The sequence below is a fragment of the Nonomuraea sp. NPDC049750 genome, assembly GCF_040659625.1.
In the GTDB taxonomy this organism is placed as follows: Bacteria; Actinomycetota; Actinomycetes; order Streptosporangiales; family Streptosporangiaceae; genus Nonomuraea.
On the sequence record NZ_JBFANB010000018.1, the window covers coordinates 105,846 to 127,986 of the forward strand.

Below are 22,141 nucleotides of genomic sequence, written 5' to 3' on the forward strand. Positions count from 1 at the left end.
GCTTGAAAGTGGGGGATTCCAACGGTGTCTACTCCACGAGGAGGAGGTCACGCTGAGGTTCACGGTTCGCAGGTTCGCCCAGCGGCAAACCTCCCCGCGCAGCCACCGCATGCCCTGCGGCGGTATCTCGGACGTTCTTGGCCGCGTTCACGTCGGCGTTGTCCCGCCAACCGCAGGCGACACAGCGGAAGCGAGATTGGCTCTCTCTCGATTCCGCCGCGCGATGCCCACAGCCGTTGCAGGTCTGCGACGTGTAGCGCGGGTTAACCTTTCGGACGCGGCTCGGAGCCTTCTGCTCCAGCCGCTTCACCAGAGCACCCCACCCGTTGGCGAGAATGCCCCGATTCAGCCCGGCTTTCTGCCGGACGTTGCGGCCGAGCTCCTGCATGCTGCCCTTTGCCGACCTCGTCATGGCGGCAATCTTCAGGTCTTCCACTGCGATCACATCGAAGCGGCGGGCCAGGTCGGTGCTGGTCTTTTCCACCCAATCCTTGCGTCGGTCGCTCTCGCGGGCTCTCAATCGGGCGATCGCCTGCTTGACCCTGCCGCGCCGGTTGGATCCGCGCTTCGCCTTGGCCAGCTTGCGCCGCAGTCGCCGCAGGCGCGTCTGCTCTGCCTCGCGCAGGGCTGGCACAGTCAGCAGTTCGCCGGTGGACAAGGCCGCCGCCACCGTCACGCCCCGGTCCACGCCTACCACGGCGCCCGTCCCTGGTGCTGGGATCGGGTCAGGGATCACGGCGAACGCGACATGCCAGCGGCCCAGCGCATCACGGGTGACCCGGTAGGACTTCACCCCCTCCGGCACAGCCCGCGACCAGCGAAAGCGGACCCAGCCGATCTTCGGCACCCGCAACTCGCCCACCCGCCGCGACAGGCGACGCACCTCACTCGTCTTCACCGCGACGATCCGAAAACCCTCATCGCGGCCGCGCCTGCGCCAGGTCGGGCGGCGGTGCGTCTTGCCGAAGAAATTCGCCATCGCTTGGGCGAAGTCTTTCAACGCCTGCTGCTGCACGATGATCGACCCGGCACGCAGCCACTCGAAGGCCGCCCTCGCTTCGGTCAACTGGCGGCAGTGCTCGGCGAACCCCGGAGCGGACACGCGGCCTGCCTTCCAATGGGCGTGCTGCTCCACCGCCAGATTCCAGACGAATCGGGCATGCGCGCAGTGCTCCAGCAACGCTCTCTCTTGGCCAGGCGACGGCTGGAGGCGGTAACGGGACACGCCGATCAAACTACCGACTGTCACCGACAAAACCAGGAGACCATCGTGCCCGACCGTTCTACATTTCCTCGCTACCCGGACGGACGAGGCATCCACGCTGGAGGTGCATGGTGACCAACAACCCGTACACCCTGGCCAGAGCCGCCGCCGAGGCGCTGAAGAGCGCCTGCGGCCTCGGCACCTTCGACGTCGCCCTCGTCATGGGGTCCGGCTGGGTGCCGGCCGCGGACGCGATCGGCGAGACGGTCACGGAGATCCCCTTCACCGACCTGCCCGGCTTCTCCGCTCCGGCCGTGGCCGGGCACGGCGGCAAGATCCGCGTCCTCCGCACCCCCGGTGGGCGGCACGCGCTCGTCTTCCTCGGTCGGAGCCACCTCTACGAGGGGCGGGGCGTCGACTCCGTCGTTCACGGCGTACGCACCGCGGCCGCCGCGGGGGTCGGCACGATCGTGCTGACCAACGCGGCCGGCGGGCTGCGCCCCGAGACGCAGCAGGTCGGCGACCCGGTGCTGATCAGCGACCACATCAACATGACCGGGGCCAACCCGATCACCGGCACCACGTTCATCGACCTCACTGAGGTCTACTCGCGGCGGCTGCGCGCGCTCGTACAGGAGGTGGACCCGACCATCGCCGAGGGCGTCTACGTGGCCTTCCGCGGCCCCACCTACGAGACGCCCGCCGAGATCCGCATGCTGCGCACGCTGGGCGGCGACATGATCGGCATGTCCACCGTCCTGGAGGCCATCGCGGCCCGCGAGGCCGGTCTCGAGGTGCTGGGCGTCTCCCTGGTCACCAACCCGGGGGCGGGGCTGGCGGACGAGCCGCTCAACCACGAGGAGGTCCTCCAGGTCGGCCGCGCGACGGCCGCCCGCATGGGCACCCTGCTGGCCAAGATCGTGGAGCGTCTGTGACCGGCGACCCGGCACCCTCGTCCCCAGCGGCCGGCGACCCGACCGGCGACGGCTCCGCGACCGCCGAGCCGACCGCGGACGCCTCCGTGTCCGCCGACGCTCGCACAGCCGCCGACCTGGTCCAGGAGGCCCGTCTCTGGCTGGCGCAGGATCCTGATCCTGAGACCCGGGCCGAGCTGTCCGCCCTGCTCGACTCCGGCGACCTCGAGGCGCTGCGCGACCGCTTCGGTGCCGGCCTCGCGTTCGGTACGGCCGGTCTGCGCGGTGAGCTGGGCGCGGGCCCCAATCGGATGAACCGGGTGACCGTCATGCGGGCCGCGGCCGGTCTGGCCCAGGTGCTCGGCCCCGGCAGGCACGTCGTCATCGGCTACGACGCCCGCCACAAGTCCGACGTGTTCGCCCGGGACACCGCGGCCGTGCTGACCGGCGCCGGGCTGCACGCCTCGCTGCTGCCCTGCCCGCTGCCGACGCCCATTCTCGCCTTCGCCGTCCGCCATCTCGGCGCCGACGCCGGTGTGATGGTCACCGCCAGCCACAACCCGCCCCGTGACAACGGCTACAAGGTCTACTGGGGCGACGGCTCCCAGATCGTGCCGCCGATCGACGCCGAGATCTCCGCCGCCATCGAGGCGGTGGGCCGCGTCGACCGGTTGCCGCTCAACACGCCCGGCACGCTGACCGAGCTGGGCGAGAGCATCATCGACGACTACATCGACGCGGTGACCGCGCTGCCGCTCGGCGACGCCCGCGAGCTGCGGATCGCCTACACGCCGCTGCACGGCGTCGGGTCGGGCACGCTGACCGGGGCATTCCTGGCCGCCGGGTTCGAGACCCCGATGGCCGTCGAGGAGCAGCGCAACCCCGACCCGGCCTTCCCGACGGTGGCGTTCCCCAACCCGGAGGAACCCGGCGCGATCGACCTGGCCGTGGCGCTGGCCAGGAAGATCAACGCCGATCTCGTCCTGGCGAATGACCCCGACGCCGACCGATGCGCCGTGGCCGTGCCGCTGGGCGACGGCTCCTGGCGCATGCTGACCGGCGACGAGGTGGGCGGCCTGCTGGCCGAGCACGTCATCACGCACACGTCCGGCGATCGCCTGGTGGCCACCACGATCGTCTCCTCGACGCTGCTGAGCAAGATCGCCGCCGCCCACGGCGTCCGCTACGGCGAGACGCTGACCGGCTTCAAGTGGATCATCAAAGCGGGCCCCGGGCTGGTCTTCGGCTACGAGGAGGCAATCGGCTACAGCGTCGGCTCCGACGCCGGGCTGCCCGTCCACGACAAGGACGGCATCGGCGCCGCGCTGACCGTGGCCGGCATCGCCGCGGCGGCCAAGCGCGCCGGGCGGACCCTGCTCGACCTGCTCGACGAGCAGGCCCGGCGCTACGGGCTGCACGCCACCGCGCAGCTGTCCGTCCGGGTCGAGGACCTGTCGCTCATCTCCGATGCCATGGCCCGGCTGCGCGCCGACCCCCCGGCCGCGCTGGGCGGCCGGGCGGTCGAACGGGCTGACGACCTGAGCCTGGGTGACGGCGGGCTGCCGCCCACCGACGGGCTGCGGTACGTGCTGTCCGGTGACGCCCGGGTGGTGGTCCGGCCTTCGGGGACCGAGCCCAAGCTCAAGTGCTACCTGGAGGTGGTCGTTCCGGTGGCCGGCCCGGTGGGGGATGCCCGAGCGCTGGCCGTACGAGAGCTCGACGCCCTGAAAGCGGACGTCGGCGCCGCACTCGGCCTCTAGGCGCCCCCACGCCCTGAAGCGCTCAGGTCAGGCGGAGCTCCAGGTCGGTGTCCCAGTTGTTGAGGTCGGACTCGACTCGGGGATCCGTCTGGTAGAGCTCCAGGCGGCAGCCCCACAGCTCGGTGTCGCCGTCCCGCGTCATGTCCCACTTGAGGCCCTGCTCGGAGCCCCAGGTCAGGAGGTTCTCGATGACGCCTCTGAGCTGGTCGGGGTGGCCGTGGTGGCGTACCGTCGCGTAGCGCCCGGCCGGGAGGTGAGCCGCGAAGATGTCCCCCTCACCCGCCACCGGGGCCGCGACCGGCACGCCCGCCTCGACCTCCAGCCGGTCGGCCGGCATGTCGATGGCGAGGTACCTGAGGAACGGCGCCCCGGCGGGTGCCACGCCACGCTCGGCCAGCCAGCCGATCAGCTCGCCGATGCGGTCGGCCACCAGACCGAAGGTGGTCATGCTGATGGTCCCGCGGACCCCCACGTAGGGGCGGTCGGGGTGGTCAATGATGTTCGGCATTGTTATGTCCTTCTCCACTAGGCCGGGGACACCTCGATCTGGAGCTCCGTCACCCATTCGGCCAGGTCGTCCGGGCAGTGCAGGGAGATCTCCCTGGCCAGGCCGCTCGACCGGTAGTCGTTCGCCTCGATCCAGTGCGCCAGCGCCTGGAACGTCGGGCCCACCTCCTCCATCGGGCCATGATGGATGATCGTCGCCGCCGTCTCGATGCGCGGCAAAGTGACGAACTGGACGTCGTACTCGTCCTTCTCTTCCGCCGTGAAGGGGAACGCGACGTGCACCATCACCGCGCCGTCGTCCTCGGGGATGTAGTACGCGATGCCGGGACCCGCGATGGTCACCCGCGCCGCCTCCAGCCGCCCGCAGAGCTCGACGAACAGCGGCTTGATGACCGGCCCGATGTCCTCGCCCTCGTAGCTGGCGGCCCGCGCGCTGAGTTCGGCGACCCTGGTCGCGGCGATCTCCTTGAGCACGACCTCATCCGTCTGCATGTGCCCCTCCGTCTCGATGGTCCGGAGCCTCGCCTCGACACCGCGCAGCCTGGCCAGGTCGGCGCTGATCCGCGCCTCCAACTGGGCGCGGCGCAGGCGTACCATGCCGTGCAGTTCTTCCGTGCTGACCTTGTCGTCGAGGATCGCCCTGACCTGCTCCAGCGTGAAGCCGAGGTCCTTGATCGCGACGATGCGGTTGAGCCTGGACAGCTGCGCCGCCTGGTATGAGCGGTAGCCGGTGGCCGGGTCCACGTGCGCGGGGCGCAGCAGTCCGATCGCGTCGTAGTGGCGCAGCATGCGCACGGACACGAGCCCGAGCCTGGCGAAGTCTCCAATACTGAACATGACCCCTCCAGGTGTAGGGCCTGACACGGTGTCAGGGTCAACAACCTCGGCCGGTCACCCCAGCACGACCGTGGCTCGACGGCTCACCCCATCACGACCGTGGCTCGACCGGGTCAGCCGATCACCACCGTTAGCCGATCACGACCGCCATCACCACGAGCGCGATCGCCGCGGCCAGCACCGCGAACGAGTCGATCGCCCAGCTGGCGCGGGCGGGCGGGACCTGCACGTCGCGGCGCTTGGCCGACTCCGCCCGCTCGGTGATCTGCTGCCCCACCCAGTCGGCGTGCGTCTTCCCGGCGAACGCCTCCGCGGCCGCCTGCTCCGCCTTGCTCAGCGTGGGCTCGGTCTTGAAGCGACCGCGTTCCTGCCTGGGCGTGGCCCGGCGCTGCGCCCTGGCCCGCTCGCGCGCCGTGCTCATCGGCGTCCACAGGCGCAACACCTGCTCGGCGCCGTAGCGGACGTTGATGGTGTGGGAGACCACCACGTCGTTCACCGAGGCCCACGGCACGAACGTCGAGCGGAGCGGGTTGCGCCCCACCAGCCCCTCCTCGGTCACCACGGTCGCGGGGCGGAGCGCGACCAGGTAGACCACGGCGGTCAGCGCGCCCAGCACGGCACCCGCCACCAGCGAGGGCTTGCCGTTGTAGCGGGCGGTCAGATCCCAGATGTTGAAGGCGACGAACGCCAGCCACACCCAGCCGAGCACGAAGGCGGTCTTAGAACGGTAGGTCTCTTTCACGGCTGCCACTTCATCCGCGCGAATCCGGGCTTGATCACACCGTTGATCAGCGCCAGCCGCTCATCGAAGGGGATGAACGCCGACTTCATCGCATTGACCGTGAACCACTGCAGATCATCCCAGCCATAGCCGAACGCCTCCACCAGCTTGTCGAACTCCAGCGACACGTTGGTGCGGCTCATCAGCCGGTTGTCGGTGTTGACCGTCACCCTGAAGTGCAGGCGGCGCAGCAGCCCGATCGGGTGGTCGGCGATGGAGTCGGCGGCTCCGGTCTGCAGGTTGGAGGTGGGGCACATCTCCAGGGGGATGCGCTTGTCGCGGACGTACGCGGCCAGGCGGCCCAGCTTGGCGGAGCCGTCGTCCGACACCGAGATGTCGTCGATGATCCGCACCCCGTGGCCGAGCCGATCGGCGCCGCACCACTGGATGGCCTGCCAGATCGACGGCAGCCCGAAGCCCTCGCCCGCGTGGATGGTGAAGTGCGCGTTCTCCCGCTGCAGGTATTCGAACGCGTCGAGGTGCCTGGTGGGCGGGTAGCCCGCCTCGGCCCCGGCGATGTCGAACCCCACCACCCCGCCATCCCGATAACGCACGGCCAGCTCGGCGATCTCCATCGACCGCGCCTGATGCCGCATCGCGGTCAGCAGCGTGCCAACCTTGATCCCGCGCCCCTCGGAGCCCTGCCTGAACCCGTCCAGCACCGCTTCGACCACCTGATCGAGGCTGAGCCCCGTGGTGGTGTGCTGCTCGGGCGCGAAGCGCACCTCGGCGTAGACGACCCCGTCGGCCGCCAGATCCTCCGCGCACTCGGCGGCGACGCGGGTCAGTGCCTCGCGCGTCTGCATGACGCCGACGGTGTGCTGGAAGGTCTCCAGGTAGCGTTCGAGCGAGCCTGAATTGGCCGCCTCCTCGAACCACTCGCGAAGGTTGTCGGCGTCGGTCGTGGGCAGTTCGCCGTAGCCGGAGTCGCGCGCCAGCCCGACGATGGTCTCGGCCCGCAGGCCGCCGTCGAGGTGGTCATGCAGCAGCACCTTGGGCGCCCGTTGGATCTCGTCAAGCGTGGGCCTCATCCGCCCATGATATGCGCCTTCCGCCGACGAACTCCCGGCTCCAACTGGGCCGACATCGGCCCGTGTCGCCGGTCACCCCACGGCTCTGAGGATGGCGTCGAACTTCTTGGTGAGCTTGATGGCGGTGGTCTTGTCGGCGTTCACGAAATAGACGCTCACCAGCCGGTCAACGCTCTCCACCAGCCCCTCCGCCACGGCGCCGTCACGGTCGCACACGATCGCGCCTTTGGCGGCCGACGATTCGCGCACCTGGCCGTCGTACCCGGTGCACGACTCGGTGAATTCCTGACGAACGGCGGCGACGTCCTTCCCGCCGACGGTGTCGGTCCTCAGCACCAGCGGATCCGACCCCGCCTGCGGAGCGTCCGCCGCCGTATAGAGACACACGCTCGCCTTGACCGATTCGAGGGTCTCCAGCGGGTGGTCGTCCCTTTTCTCCTTCAGCTCCCAGCTCAGCGAGGTGGCCTTGGAGAGCTCTTCCACTGTGAGCGAGCAGCTGCCCGTCGTCTGGGTTCCGCCGCTTCTGGCCGTTTCCGCCTGGGGTCTACATCCGGCGAGCAGCACAGCGGCGATGGCTAAGCCGAGCACGTACGCGCGAGCGGCGGTCGGACGTGTCATCGCGGAGCCTCCAGATCCCTTTGGGCGCCCCGGCGTGCGGTGAGCTCCCACATCGCATGCTTTTCAGCCCATTACTTTTCAGCCCATTAATAGAGACATCGGCTTACAACGCTCTTGATCAACACTTGCCGCTCGTAGGACGCCGGGCGTTCATCGCCTGCTGCCCCTGCCGAGGTAGCGTGCGCCTGGCTCGTGCTCTACCTGGTGCCGCAGCGGGCGTGGCCGGGTGTCCGTCGGCGCGGCCGGCGGCCCGCGGGTCGTCTCGCTGCCGCTCTACGACCCGGTGCCCATCCTCGCCCTGTACGCGGTGTGGCGGGCCGACCATGGCCCGCTGGTCGAGGCGTTCCTGTCCTGCCTGCCGCCGAGCACCGAGGTCACCGCCTGATCACTTCAGACCCGACCTGACGAACGCGTTCACGATGTGCCGCTGCAGCACCAGGTAGAGCACCAGCACTGGCAGGCAGGCCAGCCCCGCGGTGGCCTTCAGCGCCCCCAGTCGTTGCCTTCGGTGCCCATGAAGCTGCGCAGGCCGAGCTGGACCACCGCGTTGGAGCGCTGCAGCACCATAGCCGACCAGAAGTACTCGTTCCAGGCGGTGATGGCGAGCAGGATGCCCAGCGTGGAGCAGAGCGTCGGGCGGACAGCGCTCAGTGCATCAGCGCTCCGTATACGCAAGGTGAAAGCCCAGGGGCGCCCTCGCTCGACCCGAAAGCACGTCACACCATGTGAGCTGCGAAAACGCCGTGAACATCGAGCCAAGCCAGGCTGTGGCGATTAGAGATGGCAATCAACCGAGAGTGATCCGCGCTGATCGGTCAATCCTCGGCGCGGTTGGCCCCGTCCGGGGAGAAGGCGGGCAGGCAGACGGCGATGTACTCGGCACCGTCCGGGCCGGTGCTGTAGCGGATCTTCTCGCCCGGGTCCGTGACGATGGACTGGCCCGCCGTGACCTCGGTCGTGCCGTTGGCGTGTTCCACCAGGAGCCTGCCGCGCAGGACGACGGTGTATTCGGTGAACGAGGGCGTTTGTGCGGGCTCGTCCCAGCCGGGCGGGGCGACCATGTGGGCGATGGAGATCGCCTCGTCGCCGCTGTTGACGCGGCCTACGTGCTCGTCGATGAGCTTGCCGCCGGGCACCGGGACGCGGGTTGCCGCTTCGATCTTTCTAACCACCAGGTCAGTGTGCCACGTCGATGACGAGCCGGTCGGGATCGGACTGCTCCTTCAGCTCGAACGCCGCCTGATGGTTGAGCACGAGGCCGACTCCGACGCGCCCCTCGAAGTCGCCGGTCTTGACCACATGCGTCACGTTGCCGAGGTTGGCCGGGAAGATGGGGCCGCCCTTCCAGGTGGGCCTGCCCTTGGCGTCGTGGGCGTCGGCGGGCGCGAGGATCAGCTGGAGGTACGCGCCGCCGGGGAGGTCGAAGTCCTCGCCAGAGCCGTCCTGCAGTAGCTTGTCCACCCATTTGACGTTGTAGCCGGGTATGGAGCCCTTGAGGTCGATCACCACGCGGTCGTAGGTGTCGTGGGCGGCGTAGCGGACGCCCTGCACGACCGCCGGGTCGCCGATGTTGTGCTGTACGTCCACCTCGACCGTGCTCGTCGGCGCCGCCTTCCGCGTGCCCGTGTCGACAGAGATGGAGGAGGAGGACGAGGAGGTGGACGTGGACGTGGAGGTCCGACCGCGTGACGTCGATGGGGTGGCGACCCTGGGTGGGACGGTGGGCTCGGCTGACGCGCTCGTGGTCGCGCCGCTCCCGGCGCCGCCTGGCGAGGCCGTACCGCACGCCGTCAGTACGAGCAGACAAGCGAGAGCGGCGGCGTGGGCCGGGCGGCGTCGTGACGGATGCCCGAGCGCGGGTGGCGGGCGCATAGCAGATTGATTCCCCAGTTCAGAGGATCACAAGCGGCGCGGCGCGCCAGTGGCACGAACATGGGCTACCCATAGCCGACGCGTGGGAAGCACAAAGAGCGAGAAGGCCCCGCGCGGTCCGCGCGGGGCCCTGCCAACGAATCGGATGTCAGACCGTCTCGTACACCTTCGCCTCTTCCTGCGGGGCCGCCACCGGCTTGCGTACCCGCAGCCCGGTGGCCGAGATGGCCACCCCGACCAGCGCCAGCACCAGCGACACCACGATCGCTGAGCGGAGCGACTCGATCGACAGGGTGGTGCCGTTCGAGGTCAGCACCGCCGAGACCACCGCGAGCACGATCGCGCCACCCACCTGGCCGGAGGTGTTGAGCAGCCCGGAGGCCAGCCCCTGCTCGTCGTCGTGCACGCCGTTGGTGGCCTGGATGTTCAGCGGCGCGAAGGACAGCGCGAACGCGATGCCCAGCAGCAGCATGCCGGGAATGACCAGGCCGCCCAGGCTGGGGTGCTCGTCGATGCCCAGGAACATCGCGTAGCCACCGGCCAGCGCCGCCGCGCCGATGATGGTCAGCTTGGTGGTGCCGAACCTGTCGGCGAAGTCGCCCATCTTGGTCGAGGTGATCGCGACGAGCACCCCGGCGGGCAGGAACGCCAGCGCGGTGCCCAGGGCCGACCAGCCGAGCAGGTTCTGGAAGTACTGCATGGCCACGAACTGGAAGGCCACGTACGAGCCCATCAGGATGAGCAGCCCCAGGTTCGCCCGGACGAGCGAGCCGGAGCGCAGGATGCCCAGCCGGACCAGCGGGTGCTTCATCCGCAGTTCGGCGAAGACGAACAGGCCGAGCAGCGCGGCGACGGCGACCAGCGAGCCGATCGTGCGCAGCGAGGTCCAGCCGGCCTCGGGCGCCTGGACGACGGTGAAGACGAGCAGCAGCATCGAGGCGGTGATCAGCACGGCGCCGATCAGGTCGTGGCCGCCTTCGGCCCGCTCCTCCTCGCCACGCGGCAGCACCCTGAGCGCCGCGACCAGCGCGATGATCGCGACCGGCACCGGCATCAGCAGCGTCCACCGCCAGCCGATCTCGGTCAGCAGGCCGGACAGCACCAGTCCGAGCGAGTAGCCACTGGCGCCACACGCGGTGAAGATGCTGAGCGCCTTGTTGCGCTCAGGCCCCTCGGGAAACGTGGTGGTGATGATCGAAAGGGCGGCCGGCGCAGTGAAGGCGGCGCCCACCCCCTTGATGAACCTGGCCGCGATCAGCAGAGCGCCGTCGTCCACCAGACCACCGAGCAACGACGCCACGGCGAAGACACCCAGCGCGACCAGGAACACCCTGCGTCGCCCGAGCAAGTCGGCGGTCCTGCCGCCCAGCAACAGAAGACCGCCATAACCGAGCACGTAGCCGCTGACAACCCACTGCAGAGAAGAGGTAGAAAGGCCCAGGTCGTGCTGGATGGCGGGCAGCGCCACGCCGACCATCGACACGTCAAGGGCGTCAAGGAAGATCACTGCACAGAGCACGGCGAGCGCGCCCCAACGGGATGAGTGAGAGGACATGAGTCAGTACACTACATGCATCCGCATCTAATGCAAACGCATTTAATTCCGTTGCATCAGTTTTAGCGAAGTGGTAACCTCCGCGACATGGACGAGGAGTTCGTGGTCGGGACCTGGCACTACGTCCTGGCGAAGCACGCCAAGGCGATGTGCTCGCTGGAACGCGAGCTGGGTGACAAGCACGGCCTGGGGCCGAGCGAGTTCGAGGTGCTGGACCGGATCGTCCATCACGACAAGAAGCTCCGGATCCAGGAGCTCTGTGACGAGGTTCACCTGAGCCAGAGCGCGCTGTCCAGGGTCGTGGCGCGGCTGGAGAAGGCTCAGCTGGTCTCGCGCGGGGTGTGCGACCAGGACCGCCGTGGCGTCTTCGTCTGCATCACCGAGGCGGGGAGAGCGCGCCACAAGGAGGCCCTGCCCACGCAGCGCGCCGTCCTCGCCGACATCTTCGCCGACGCGCCCGTCCTCGTACGCTGAAGTCCCCCGACGCCCCTACTGGGCCGTAATCCGGTCGAGCACCAGAGGCAGCACCTCGGCGCTGCCCGTCCCGACCTCGTAGCCACCCTGCAGCGCCGCCAGGGCCCGCTCGAAGCGACCCGTCTCGTCCGCGTGCAGCGTCATCAGCGGCTGCCCCTCACGTACGAGGTCACCCGGCTTGGCATGCAGCACGATGCCCGCCCCGAACGACACCGGATCCTCCTTACGAGCCCGCCCCGCCCCCAACCGCCAGGCCGCCAGCCCGACGGCATAGGCGTCCAGGCGTGACAGGACCCCCGAGTCAGGCGCCTCGACCACCATGGTCTCGGCCGCCCTGGGCAGGATCGCGTCCGGGTCGCCGCCCTGGGCGGTGATCATCCGGCGCCAGGCGTCCATGGCCGAGCCGTCCGCCAGCGCCCGCGCCGGGTCAGGACCGGAGATCCCGGCCGCCTCCAGCATCTCCCGCGCCAGCCGTACGGTCAGCTCCACGACGTCCGGCGGCCCGCCGCCCGCCAGGACCTCGACCGACTCCTCGACCTCCAGGGCGTTGCCCACGGCGCGGCCCAGGGGGCGGTCCATGGCGGTGAGCAGGGCGACCGTGCGCACGCCCGCGTCGGTGCCCAGCGCGACCATCGTCTCGGCCAGCTCGCGGGCCCGCTCCGGCGTCTTCATGAACGCGCCCGAGCCCACCTTGACGTCGAGCACCAGTGACCCGGTGCCCTCGGCGATCTTCTTCGACATGATCGACGAAGCGATGAGCGGGATCGACTCGACCGTTCCGGTGACGTCGCGCAGGGCGTACAGCTTCTTGTCGGCGGGAGCGAGACCCGAGCCGGCGGCGCAGACGACCGCGCCCGCCGAGCGCAGCACCGAGAGCATCTCGTCGTTGGACAGCGAGGCCCGCCAGCCGGGGATCGACTCCAGTTTGTCCAGCGTGCCGCCCGTGTGGCCGAGGCCGCGGCCCGACAGCTGCGGGACATAGGCACCGCACGCGGCCACCAGCGGGGCGAGCGGCAGCGTGATCTTGTCGCCGACGCCGCCGGTGGAGTGCTTGTCGGCGGTGGGCCGGTCCAGCGCGGACCAGTCCATCCGCTCACCCGAGCGGATCATCGCCTGCGTCCAGCCGGCGATCTCCCGCCGGTTCATGCCGTTCAGCAGGATGGCCATGGCCAGCGCGGACATCTGCTCGTCGGCCACCTCGCCGCGGGTGTAGGCGTCGATCACCCAGTCGATCTGGGCGGCCGTCAGCTCGCCACCATCCCGCTTGGCGACGATGACCTCGATGACGTCCATGGCCATCAGGCCGACCTCGACAGGTCGTCGGGGCCGAAGGCGTAGGGCAGGATCTCGGCCATCCGCTTCGGCCCGTCCACGGTCTCGACCAGCAACTCCTCGCCGCCGAACTCGAAGAGCAGCTGCCGGCAGCGCCCGCACGGCATCAGCAGCTCCCCGTGGCCGTCCACGCAGGTGAAGGCCACCAGCCGACCGCCGCCCGAGGAGTGCAGCGCCGAGACCAGGCCGCACTCGGCGCACAGGCCCAGACCGTAGGAGGCGTTCTCAACGTTGCAGCCGGTGATGACGCGGCCGTCGTCAACGAGCGCCGCCGCGCCGACGGGAAACTTGGAGTAGGGCGCGTACGCGTTGTGCATGGCCTCGACGGCCTCCGTGCGCAGGCCGTCCCAGTCGACGTTCAATGCTGTTCCCCCCGGCGATAGCGCACGCCGTCGGCCTTGGGCATCCGCAGTCGCTGCGAAGCCACCAGGAGCACGAGCAGCGTGAGCACGTGTGGTGTGATGAAGACGAATTCGTTCGGCAACTTGTCGACGGTCAGCCACAGCCAGATCAGTACGATCGTGCCGGCGGCGGCCGCCGCGATCAGGTTGTACTCCCTGGCGCCCCTGGTGACCATCTCCGCCGGCTGGCCGGACGACAACAGCGCGCGCACCTTGGTGCCGATGTAGATGAGCAGCAGGATGGCGCCGAACAGGAAGAACGCCGTCACGGCCCCGGAGCTGCGCAGTTGCAGGCCGCTGGCGTAGCCGAACAGCGAGGCGCCCGCGGCCAGCCCCCCGGGCCGCCAGTTGCCGAAGATCATGGCGGCCAGACCGATGAACCCACGGCCCGCCGTCTGGCCCTCGACGTACTTGGTGGAGATGAAGACCAGGAACACGCCGCCGAGCCCGGCGAACGCGCCGGAGATGACGACGGCCACGTACTTGATCAGGTAGACGTTCACGCCCAGCGACTCGGCCGCCCACGGGTTCTCGCCCGCCGAGCGCAGCCGCACGCCGAACGCCGTACGCCAGAGCACGAAGAACGTCAGCGGGAGCAGCAGCACGGCCAGGATGACCAGCACGTTCACCTCGTGGGTGAGCCCGCGCAGGATGCCCGCGACGTCGGAGACCAGGAACCAGTGGGTGCGCTCCAGGCTGCCGAGCCAGTCGGGACCCGCCGCGAACAGCGGCAGATTGACCTCGGGCGCCTCCGACGACATGGCCGGCGAGGTGGTGATGCCCGCGCCCGCCGCGGCCGCGCGGGTGCCCTCCCCGTAGAGGACCTCGGACAGGAAGCGGGTGATGCCGGGGCCGAGCAGGTTGATGGCGACGCCGCTGATGATGTGGTCGACGCCGAACGTCACGGTCGCGACCGCGTGAATCAGTCCGCCGAGCGCGCCGGCGATCAGCCCGGCGACCAGCGCGGCCATGAAGCCCCACTGGTATCCGGCCCAGCCGGCGAACCAGGTGCCGAGCACCATCATGCCTTCGAGGCCGATGTTGACCACGCCCGCCCGCTCGGCCCACAGGCCGCCGAGCCCGGCCAGGCCGATCGGCACCGACAGCATCAGGGCGGCGTTGAACGTGCCGGACGAGGTGATGTCGTCCTGCCCGGAGATGACGCGGACCAGCGACATGACCAGGATGAGCACGGCCACGCCGATGAGCGCCAAGTGGTATCGGCTGACCTTCGTCATGCTGTCACCTCAACGGGAGTGTTCCTGCCGAGCTGCTGAGCGGCCCGCCGTTCCTCGCGCCGCAGCGCGATCCTGCTGGTGATCTCGTTGGCGATGACCACCAGCAGCACGATCGTGCCCTGCATGATCATGATGACCGACGGCGGTACATTGGCGAACTGCAGCGGGCCCTGCGCATGGTCCAGGAAGCCGAACAGCAGCGCCGCGATGGCGATGCCACCGGGTTTGTTCCGGCCGAGCAGCGCCACGGCGATGCCCAGGAAGCCCAGGCCCGGAGTGAAGTTGGAGCCGAAGGAGTGCTTGTCGCCGAGGATCTCCGGCATGCCGATCAGCCCGGCGATCGCGCCGGAGAGCACCATCGCGGAGATGACCATCTTCTTCGGGCTGACGCCGGAGGCCAGCGCGGCCGAGGCGTTGAGGCCGCTGGCCTTGACCTCGAAGCCGAACCGGGTCCGCTCCAGCAGCACCCAGAGCCCGATGCCCAGCAGGACGGCCACCAGGAGGAAGCCCCACAGACCGCCACCTCGGGGCGCGGGCAGCCCGAACATCTCGAACAGGACGTTGAGGTTGGGGAACCAGGCCGACTCGGGCAGCGCGGGCGTCGTGGTGGTGAGCACGCCCTTGGCGCGCTCCCCCGTGAAGGGACCGCGGACGAGGAAAGCGGCCAGGTTGATCGCGATGTAGTTCAGCATGATCGTGGAGATGACCTCGTTCACCCCCCTCGTCACCTTCATCACGGCGGGGATCAGCGCGTAGAAGCCGCCGACGACCATCGCCACCACGATGATCACCGGGATCTGGATCCAGGCGGGCGCCACGAACGTGGAGCCGACGTACGCGGCGCAGATGGCCGCGATGCGATATTGGCCCTCGACGCCGATGTTGAAGAGGTTCATGCGGAAGCCGACGGCCACGGCCAGGCCGGCGATGTACAGCGGCACGGCCCGGTTGAGCATGGTCGTGATGCCGTTGACCACCGCCCGCTCGGTCTCGCCGAAGTCGAAGAAGGCGGCGAACGCGGCCTCGGGGCTGGCCCCCGCCGCGATGATCGCGACGCTGGAGATCAGGATCGCCAGGATGATGGCGGCGACGGCGCCGGCGACGGTCAGTAGCGCCCGGTAGAGCCCGGCGGGCATCACGTCTCCTCAGTGCTGGTGATGGCGCCGGTCATGTAGCCGCCCAACCGCTCGGGGGTGACGTCGGACGGGTCGAGGTGGGCGACGAGCCGCCCGCCGTAGATCACCCGCAGCGTGTCGGACAGGCCGATGAGCTCGTCGAGGTCGGCCGAGATCAGGAGTACGGCCAAGCCCGCCGCCCTGGCGTTACGCAGGTGGTCCCAGATCGCGGCCTGGGCGCCCACGTCGACGCCGCGGGTGGGGTGGGCGGCGATGAGGAACTTCGGCTGGCTGCTCATCTCACGCCCGACGATCAACTTCTGCTGGTTGCCGCCCGACAGGGCCAGCGCCAGCGTGTCGACGCTCGGTGTACGGACGTCGTATTCCTTGACGATGCGTTCGGTGTCGGCCCTGGACGAGCGTCGGTTGACCCAGATGCCCTTGCGCGCGGGCGGTCTGGTCTGGTGGCCGAGCACCCGGTTCTCCCAGAGCGAGGCCTCCAGCAGCAGACCCTGGCGGTGGCGGTCCTCAGGAATGTAGCCGATGCCCGACTCGCGGCGTTTGAGGGTGGTCCAGGTGCTGATGTCGGCGCCGTCGAGCGAGATGTCGCCGTGCACGGGCCGCATGCCCATGATGGCCTCGATCAGCTCGGACTGGCCGTTGCCCTCGACCCCGGCGATGCCCAGGATCTCGCCCTTGTGAATCTCGAACGACACGTCGTCGAGGAGCAGCCGGCGGCCCTCCTCGCGGAGTTTCGCCACGTACAGGGGGATCGAGGTGCCCTTGGGCACCGGGCGGAAGCCGTCGGCCTCCATGGTCAGGCCGGACACCTTGAGCGCTATCTCATCGGTCACCGTGGACTCGCGCGTCTCGGGCGTGGGCAGCTCGCTGCCGACCATGAGCTCGGCCAGCTGCCGCGCGGTGACCTCGCCGGGGTCGACGCTGGCGACCGTGGTGCCGCGCCGGATCACGGTGATCGCGTCGGCGATGCTGAGCACCTCGTCGAGCTTGTGGGAGATGAAGATGACCGTCAGGCCCTCGGCCTTGAGCTCGCGCAGGTTGTCGAAGAGCTCGTCGACCTCCTGGGGTACGAGCACCGCGGTCGGCTCGTCGAGGATCAGGATGCGCGCGCCACGGTAGAGGACCTTGAGGATCTCCACTCGCTGCCGGTCACCGACGCCGAGGTCTTCCACCAGCCGGTCGGGGTCCACCCGCAGGCCATGACCGGCGGCCAGCTCGCTGATGCGCGCGCGGGCCCCGGCGGAGTCGAGCCGGCCGCCCTTCTTCGGCTCGGCGCCGAGGACGATATTCTCCAGCACGGTGAAGTTGTCGGCCAGCATGAAGTGCTGGTGGACCATGCCGATGCCCGCGTTGATGGCGTCGCTCGGCGTGCGGAAGGCCACTTCCACACCGTTCACCTTGATCGTGCCCTCGTCCGGCTTCTGCATGCCGTAAAGGATCTTCATCAGGGTGGACTTGCCCGCGCCGTTCTCCCCCACGATCGCGTGCACCGTGCCAGGTTGGACGGTGATGCGGATGTCATGGTTGGCGACGACGCCGGGGAAGCGTTTGGTGATGCCCTCCAGCTCGACGGCGGGTTGCACCGCGGCGAGGGTGTCGGCGTTCACAGATCGCTCACCGCTCCTCAATCGCTCCGCTCACTGGTGTCTCCAAGAGCGGATAGGCCGAAGGCCCGGGGTCGGTCTGGACTCCGGGCCCTCGGTCAACGTTCCTACCTCAATTACGGCTTGGACGGAACCGTGATTTTGCCGTCGATGATGTCCTGCTTGGCAGCGTCCAGCTTGTCCTTGATGTCGTCGATCTCGCCACCGGTGGTGGCCAGGCCCACGCCGTCGACCTTGAGGTCGTAGATGGTGTTGCTGCCACCCTTGGCGCCACCCTGGAACGCCTTGACGAACTCGAACACGCCGACGTCCACGCGCTTGAGCATCGAGGTCATGATGACCGACTGCAGGTCGGTCTCCTTGACCGTCTGGCGCTGGTCGGAGTCGACGCCGATGGCCTTCTTCTTGGCCGCGGCCGCCGCCTGGAACACGCCCAGGCCCGAGTCGCCGGCGGCGTGGTAGACGATCTCCGCGCCGTCCTGGTACATCTTCTCGGCCGCGACCTTGCCCTTGTCGGGGGCCTTGAAGCCGCTGAAGTCACCGTCGGGGCTGAGGTACTTGATGTCGATCTTGGCGTCCTTCTTGACCGACTTCACACCGGCCTCGAAGCCCGCCTGGAACTTCTTGATCAGGTCGTTCTCGACACCGCCGACGAAGCCGACGTGGCCGCTCTTGGCCTTGGTCGCCGCGGCGACGCCCGCCAGGTAGGAGCCCTGCTCCTCGGCGAACAGCAGGCCGGTGACGTTGGCCGCGTTCGAGGCGGAGTCGACGACCGCGAACTGGATCTCCGGGTATTCCTCGGCCGTCTTCTTGATGTCGTCACCGTAGGCGAAGCCGACGCCGATGATCGGGTTGTAGCCCGCGTCGGCCAGCTGGCGGAGGAGCTCGCCGCGGTTGGAGCCGTCGGCCGCGGGGCTCAGCTCCTTGATGTCGGCCTTGAGCTCCGTCTTGGCCTTCTCCAGGCCCGCGTAGGCGGCGTCATTGAAGGACTTGTCGCCACGGCCGCCGACGTCGAAAGCGAGGCCGACCTTGAGGGCGCCGGACTTCGGCGCCTCGCTGCTGGCCCCGGAGGTCGGCGCCGCGCTGGACGTGGCGTCGCTTCCCGTGCCGCCGCTGCCGCCACAGGCCGCGGCCGCCATCAGCATGGCCCCCGCTATCGAACCGGCCGCCATCCTGCCGAATCGCTTGCTGAGCAAGGCGACTCCTTTCCATTTCCCCGCCGTCAAACTTCGTCGCAGGCGCGAAGAAATGTACGGCAACCCTGCACGGAAGATAGTTGGTTGACCAGGGCGGACAAAACCGGCACACAGGGTCGCAACCGCTCCGTTATCGACATCACTCGTGTCCGTGACCTGAATCTGCGGATGCGGGTTGGGGACCGGCTCGGGAAGCTTTACCCAACTTTGGACACCGGGGGGCCCTTGCCGTCAGGTCGATCATGGCAGAGATTCCTGATCAACGGTGGATTTTCATCCTGGAGCCCTACATGCATCTTTGGAAGGCCATGATCATGCCCATGGCCGCGGTCCTCATCGCGGCCATGGGCGCGGCACCCGCCTCAGCAGATACACCGGCCGCCCCAGCCATCAAGATCGAGAACAACGCCACCCAGCCCGTCTTCTCCCGCGCCGACGCCGTCAAGCAGACGGTGTACGTCGAGGTCGCCGGAACCGACAGCGACAGCGACGGCCTGCCGGACCGCGTCGCCGTGGACATCCTGCGCCCGAAGGAGACCGACGAGGGCCTGAAGGTCCCGGTCATCATGGAGGCCAGCCCCTACTACGCGGGCGGCAACGACGTGCCGAACCACGTGGTGGACGTGGACGAGAACGGCAACCCGCTGCCGACCCTGCGCTCGTACGCGAACAAGCTGGCGGCCGAGCCGTTCGACGGCTACTACGACAACTACTTCCTGCCCCGCGGCTACGCGATCGCGCTGGTGGAGAACCTGGGCAGCGGCCGCGCCACCGGCTGCCCCACCACCGGCGACCGCAACGAGACGGCCGGCCCGAAGGCCGCGATCGACTGGCTGAACGGCCGTGCGAAGGGGTTCACCCCGGAGGGCGCGCCCGTCTCGGCCACCTGGTCGACCGGGAACGTGGGCATGATCGGCGTCTCCTACAACGGCACGCTGCCCAACGCGGTCGCCTCGACCGGCGTCAAGGGGCTGAAGACGATCGTGCCCATCGCCGCGATCTCCTCCTGGTACGACTACTACCGGGCCAACGGCGGCGTGCTGGCGGCGGGCGGCTTCCAGGGCGAGGACGCGGACGTGCTGGCCAAGTACGTGCTCACCCGCGCCGACGGGCAGCAGGTCTGCGGGCCCGTCATGGACTACCTGACGGCGACGCAGGACCGGGTGAGCGGCGACTACAGCCGCTTCTGGAACGCCCGCAACTACCTCAACGACGTCGACAAGGTGAAGGCCAGCGTCTTCGTCGTGCACGGCCTCAACGACTGGAACGTCAAGACCAAGCAGTTCGCCCAGTGGTGGTACGCCCTGTCCAAGCGCCACGTGCCCCGCAAGATCTGGCTGCACCAGGGCACCCACATGAACCCCTTCAACCTGCGCACCGTCGAGTGGCTGCGGCAACTGCACGGCTGGTTCGACTACTGGCTGTACGGCATCGACAGCGGCATCATGCGTGAGCCGCAGGCGGACGTCGAAATCGCCCCCGGCGAGTGGGGCACTCACGCATCGTGGCCACTTCCGGCCACCAAGCCAGTGGCCCTGCACCTCGGCTCCGGCTCGAAGCTGAATGTCTTCCCGCAGTACGCGGCCCGCGAGTCCTTCGTCGACCAGAAGACCCGCACCGCCGAACAGTTGGTGGAGGCGGCCCCGGCCGCGGATCCCAACCGCCTGGCCTACCTGACGCCGGAGCTGCCGGCCGCCGTCCGGATCTCCGGCACACCGACGACCTCGCTGCGAGCGGCCCGCGAGAGCGGCTCCAGCCCTTACCTCACGGCCCTGCTGGTCGACTACGGCACAGGCACCAGAGCGGACGGAACCCTGGTCCCAACAGGCGAAACCCTCTGCTACGGGGAAGGCGTCCCAGGCGACACGGGCTGCACGACATTGCGCAAGCTGGGCACGGCCACAACGCCCTACAAGATCGTCTCAAGGGGCTGGCTGGACATCAGGAACCGCCACGACCCGTCACGGACAGAGAGCGTCAAACCGTCCCAGGAATACACCTTCAACTGGGACTTCCAACCAAAGGACTACCGATTCGACCAGGGCCACAAGATCGGCCTGATCATCACGTCAACCGACCGCGACTACACGCTCCGGTACCCGGAGGGCTCGAAGTTCACCGTCAACCCGGCCAGGTCATCCCTGATCCTGCCGGTGGTCCGGCCATAGGGCGGCCGGGGTCAAGAATGCGCACGTCACGGCGCTCAACCCCGTAAGCCGGAGGAGCGTTTCCCTGGACAGAGGCCAGCCCCGCCCTGAAGGGTGGGGCTGGCCCATGTTTGCCGTAAAGGAAAATCAAGCACGTACGGTGGGGCGGGCCCGTGCCGACGCTCAGGTGGGGCGGGCCCTTGCCGACCGTGAAACTCAGGCGAGCACGGAATCGACGACGGGTTCCCATAGCGCGGTCAGGGCGGTCGCGGCCATGAGGCGGACGCCCATGCCGATCGCCGCCTCGTCGATGTCGAAGGTTCCCTGGTGGATGTCGTACGTCACGCCGCCCGGCGAGCGCGTGCCCAGCCGGGCCAGCGCCCCCGGGATCGACTCGAGGTACCAGGCGAAGTCCTCGCCGCCGAGCGACTGCTGCGTGGGCACCACCGCGCCCGGCCCCAGCGCCCGCTCGACCGCCTCGGCTAGCATGTCGACGCTCATCTCGTCGTTGACCACGGGCGGCACCCCGCGCGTGTATTCCATCGTCGCGTCGATCCCGTAAGCGCCGGCGACCGACTCCAGCAGCGACTTGATCAGGTCGGGGGCCGCGTGCCAGGCGTTCTCGTCGAGGCAGCGCACGGTCCCCTCGGCCACGCCGTCGTCGGGGATCGCGTTGGCCGCGGAACCGGCCTGGACCTTGCCCCAGACCAGGCTGAGCGAGGAGCGCGGGTCCACCCGGCGCGAGAGCGCGGCGGGCAGTTCGGTGAGGATCTTGGCGAGGGCGAAGACCAGGTCGGCGGTGAGGTGCGGGCGGGCCGTGTGGCCGCCGGGGCCCGACACCCTGATGGCCAGCTTGTCGCAGGCGGAGGTGATCGGGCCGGGCTTGAGCCCGACGTGGCCGAGGTCGACGCGCGGGTCGCAGTGGAGGCCGAAGATGCGCTCCACGCCGCTGATGCCGCCGTGCGCCATGACCTCGAGCGCGCCGCCGGGCAGTTCCTCGGCGGGCTGGAAGATCAGGCGGACCCGGCCGGGCAGCAGGCCCGCGGCGGCCTGCTGGGCGAGGAAGATCGAGGTGCCGAGCAGGATCGTGGTGTGCACGTCGTGGCCGCACGCGTGGCAGGCGCCCGGGACGGTCGAGCGGTAGGGCACGTCTTTCTCGTCGTGCAGCGGCAGCGCGTCGATGTCGGCGCGCAGCGCGACCGTGGGGCCGTCTCCGCTGCCCACGTCGCAGATCAGGCCGGTGCCGCGTGGCAGCACCGACGGCACCAGACCGGCGGCGGTGAGCCGCTCGGCGATGCGCTGAGTCGTGCGATATTCAGCGAAGGCCAGCTCAGGGTGCATGTGCAAGTCGCGGCGGAATGCCACCAACTCCTGATCGGTCTCCGTCAGGAACGCGTCGAGTTCCCCCCGAAGCTCACGTCCCCGCATGAGTCACCGTCCCGTCCAATTGCCATGTGATCGTCGACTGCCTGAAGTCACACGGCTTATAGCGCCGTAAATCGTCCTTTGGCCTCGCAGCGGCCGGCTGTCCGGT

Annotated in this window: 22 protein-coding genes; 5 read left to right on the forward strand and 17 right to left on the reverse strand. The window is 69.1% G+C overall.

Annotated elements, in window-relative coordinates:
• Nucleotides 1-28: 28 nt before the first annotated feature.
• Entirely contained in the window at nt 29-1,321 is a 1,293-nt protein-coding gene (locus AB0J16_RS37285; RefSeq protein ID WP_358548633.1) for a transposase, read from the reverse strand.
• Between the two features lie 14 nt (nt 1,322-1,335).
• On the opposite strand from AB0J16_RS37285, the gene AB0J16_RS37290 reads away from it, so the two are divergent.
• Nucleotides 1,336-2,139: a purine-nucleoside phosphorylase gene (locus tag AB0J16_RS37290; protein ID WP_358548855.1), complete on the forward strand. Its 804-nt coding sequence runs from the start codon at nt 1,336-1,338 to the stop codon at nt 2,137-2,139.
• 86 nt (nt 2,140-2,225) lie between these two features.
• Entirely contained in the window at nt 2,226-3,878 is a 1,653-nt protein-coding gene (locus AB0J16_RS37295) for a phospho-sugar mutase (protein WP_358548858.1), read from the forward strand.
• 22 nt (nt 3,879-3,900) lie between these two features.
• Here AB0J16_RS37295 and AB0J16_RS37300 read toward each other — a convergent pair whose 3' ends face one another.
• The 5 genes from AB0J16_RS37300 to AB0J16_RS37320 all read right to left on the reverse strand — a co-directional run bounded on the left by AB0J16_RS37300 (nt 3,901) and on the right by AB0J16_RS37320 (nt 7,652).
• Nucleotides 3,901-4,386 (reverse strand): GyrI-like domain-containing protein, encoded by a 486-nt coding sequence (locus AB0J16_RS37300; protein ID WP_358548636.1) that lies wholly within the window; start codon nt 4,384-4,386, stop codon nt 3,901-3,903.
• Nucleotides 4,387-4,403: 17 nt separating this feature from the next.
• Nucleotides 4,404-5,222, reverse strand: coding sequence for a MerR family transcriptional regulator (locus AB0J16_RS37305; protein WP_358548638.1), 819 nt, complete (start codon nt 5,220-5,222; stop codon nt 4,404-4,406).
• 130 nt (nt 5,223-5,352) lie between these two features.
• Nucleotides 5,353-5,964, reverse strand: a complete 612-nt coding sequence (locus AB0J16_RS37310; protein WP_358548640.1) for a PH domain-containing protein — start codon at nt 5,962-5,964, stop codon at nt 5,353-5,355.
• Nucleotides 5,961-7,034, reverse strand: coding sequence for an adenosine deaminase (locus tag AB0J16_RS37315; RefSeq protein WP_358548643.1), 1,074 nt, complete (start codon nt 7,032-7,034; stop codon nt 5,961-5,963). The genes AB0J16_RS37310 and AB0J16_RS37315 overlap by 4 nt, the downstream gene beginning before the upstream one ends.
• Nucleotides 7,035-7,106: 72 nt before the next feature.
• Nucleotides 7,107-7,652, reverse strand: a complete 546-nt coding sequence (locus tag AB0J16_RS37320; RefSeq protein WP_358548646.1) for a hypothetical protein — start codon at nt 7,650-7,652, stop codon at nt 7,107-7,109.
• Between the two features lie 226 nt (nt 7,653-7,878).
• Between AB0J16_RS37320 and AB0J16_RS37325 the strand changes: the two genes are divergently transcribed.
• Nucleotides 7,879-8,037: a hypothetical protein gene (locus tag AB0J16_RS37325; protein ID WP_358548647.1), complete on the forward strand. Its 159-nt coding sequence runs from the start codon at nt 7,879-7,881 to the stop codon at nt 8,035-8,037.
• 98 nt (nt 8,038-8,135) lie between these two features.
• On the opposite strand, the gene AB0J16_RS37330 is transcribed toward AB0J16_RS37325, so the two are convergent.
• The 4 genes from AB0J16_RS37330 to AB0J16_RS37345 all read right to left on the reverse strand — a co-directional run bounded on the left by AB0J16_RS37330 (nt 8,136) and on the right by AB0J16_RS37345 (nt 11,031).
• Entirely contained in the window at nt 8,136-8,327 is a 192-nt protein-coding gene (locus AB0J16_RS37330; protein WP_358548649.1) for a hypothetical protein, read from the reverse strand.
• A 140-nt stretch (nt 8,328-8,467) separates the two neighbouring features.
• On the reverse strand, nt 8,468-8,824 hold the full coding sequence (locus tag AB0J16_RS37335) for a cupin (RefSeq protein ID WP_358548651.1): 357 nt from the start codon (nt 8,822-8,824) through the stop codon (nt 8,468-8,470).
• A 4-nt stretch (nt 8,825-8,828) separates the two neighbouring features.
• Nucleotides 8,829-9,524, reverse strand: a complete 696-nt coding sequence (locus tag AB0J16_RS37340; protein ID WP_358548654.1) for a hypothetical protein — start codon at nt 9,522-9,524, stop codon at nt 8,829-8,831.
• A 148-nt stretch (nt 9,525-9,672) separates the two neighbouring features.
• A complete protein-coding gene (locus AB0J16_RS37345; protein ID WP_358548657.1) occupies nt 9,673-11,031 on the reverse strand; it encodes an MFS transporter in 1,359 nt (452 codons plus the stop codon).
• Nucleotides 11,032-11,166: 135 nt separating this feature from the next.
• Between AB0J16_RS37345 and AB0J16_RS37350 the strand changes: the two genes are divergently transcribed.
• Nucleotides 11,167-11,553: a MarR family transcriptional regulator gene (locus AB0J16_RS37350; RefSeq protein WP_357650985.1), complete on the forward strand. Its 387-nt coding sequence runs from the start codon at nt 11,167-11,169 to the stop codon at nt 11,551-11,553.
• A gap of 15 nt (nt 11,554-11,568) precedes the next feature.
• On the opposite strand, the gene AB0J16_RS37355 is transcribed toward AB0J16_RS37350, so the two are convergent.
• The 6 genes from AB0J16_RS37355 to AB0J16_RS37380 form a co-directional block, all read right to left on the reverse strand.
• Nucleotides 11,569-12,846 (reverse strand): thymidine phosphorylase, encoded by a 1,278-nt coding sequence (locus AB0J16_RS37355; RefSeq protein WP_358548861.1) that lies wholly within the window; start codon nt 12,844-12,846, stop codon nt 11,569-11,571.
• A gap of 5 nt (nt 12,847-12,851) precedes the next feature.
• Complete coding sequence (locus AB0J16_RS37360; protein ID WP_358431638.1) at nt 12,852-13,247, reverse strand: cytidine deaminase; 396 nt, start codon at nt 13,245-13,247, stop codon at nt 12,852-12,854.
• Nucleotides 13,244-14,524 carry an ABC transporter permease gene (locus AB0J16_RS37365; protein WP_358548660.1) on the reverse strand — a complete coding sequence of 427 codons (1,281 nt, stop codon included), beginning with the start codon at nt 14,522-14,524 and terminating at the stop codon, nt 13,244-13,246. The genes AB0J16_RS37360 and AB0J16_RS37365 overlap by 4 nt, the downstream gene beginning before the upstream one ends.
• Nucleotides 14,521-15,660, reverse strand: coding sequence for an ABC transporter permease (locus AB0J16_RS37370; protein ID WP_358548663.1), 1,140 nt, complete (start codon nt 15,658-15,660; stop codon nt 14,521-14,523). The genes AB0J16_RS37365 and AB0J16_RS37370 overlap by 4 nt, the downstream gene beginning before the upstream one ends.
• The gene (locus AB0J16_RS37375; protein ID WP_358548666.1) at nt 15,660-17,267 is read right to left on the reverse strand and encodes an ABC transporter ATP-binding protein; all 1,608 of its coding nucleotides are present in this window, start codon (nt 17,265-17,267) and stop codon (nt 15,660-15,662) included. The genes AB0J16_RS37370 and AB0J16_RS37375 overlap by 1 nt, the downstream gene beginning before the upstream one ends.
• A gap of 113 nt (nt 17,268-17,380) precedes the next feature.
• Nucleotides 17,381-18,460, reverse strand: a complete 1,080-nt coding sequence (locus tag AB0J16_RS37380; RefSeq protein WP_358548669.1) for a BMP family ABC transporter substrate-binding protein — start codon at nt 18,458-18,460, stop codon at nt 17,381-17,383.
• Between the two features lie 290 nt (nt 18,461-18,750).
• Here AB0J16_RS37380 and AB0J16_RS37385 point away from each other — a divergent pair, with 290 nt between their 5' ends.
• Nucleotides 18,751-20,628 carry a Xaa-Pro dipeptidyl-peptidase gene (locus AB0J16_RS37385; protein ID WP_358548671.1) on the forward strand — a complete coding sequence of 626 codons (1,878 nt, stop codon included), beginning with the start codon at nt 18,751-18,753 and terminating at the stop codon, nt 20,626-20,628.
• A 195-nt stretch (nt 20,629-20,823) separates the two neighbouring features.
• Here the strand turns inward: AB0J16_RS37385 and AB0J16_RS37390 are convergent, their stop codons facing one another.
• Nucleotides 20,824-22,035 (reverse strand): M20 family metallopeptidase, encoded by a 1,212-nt coding sequence (locus AB0J16_RS37390; protein WP_358548674.1) that lies wholly within the window; start codon nt 22,033-22,035, stop codon nt 20,824-20,826.
• Nucleotides 22,036-22,141: the final 106 nt, after the last annotated feature.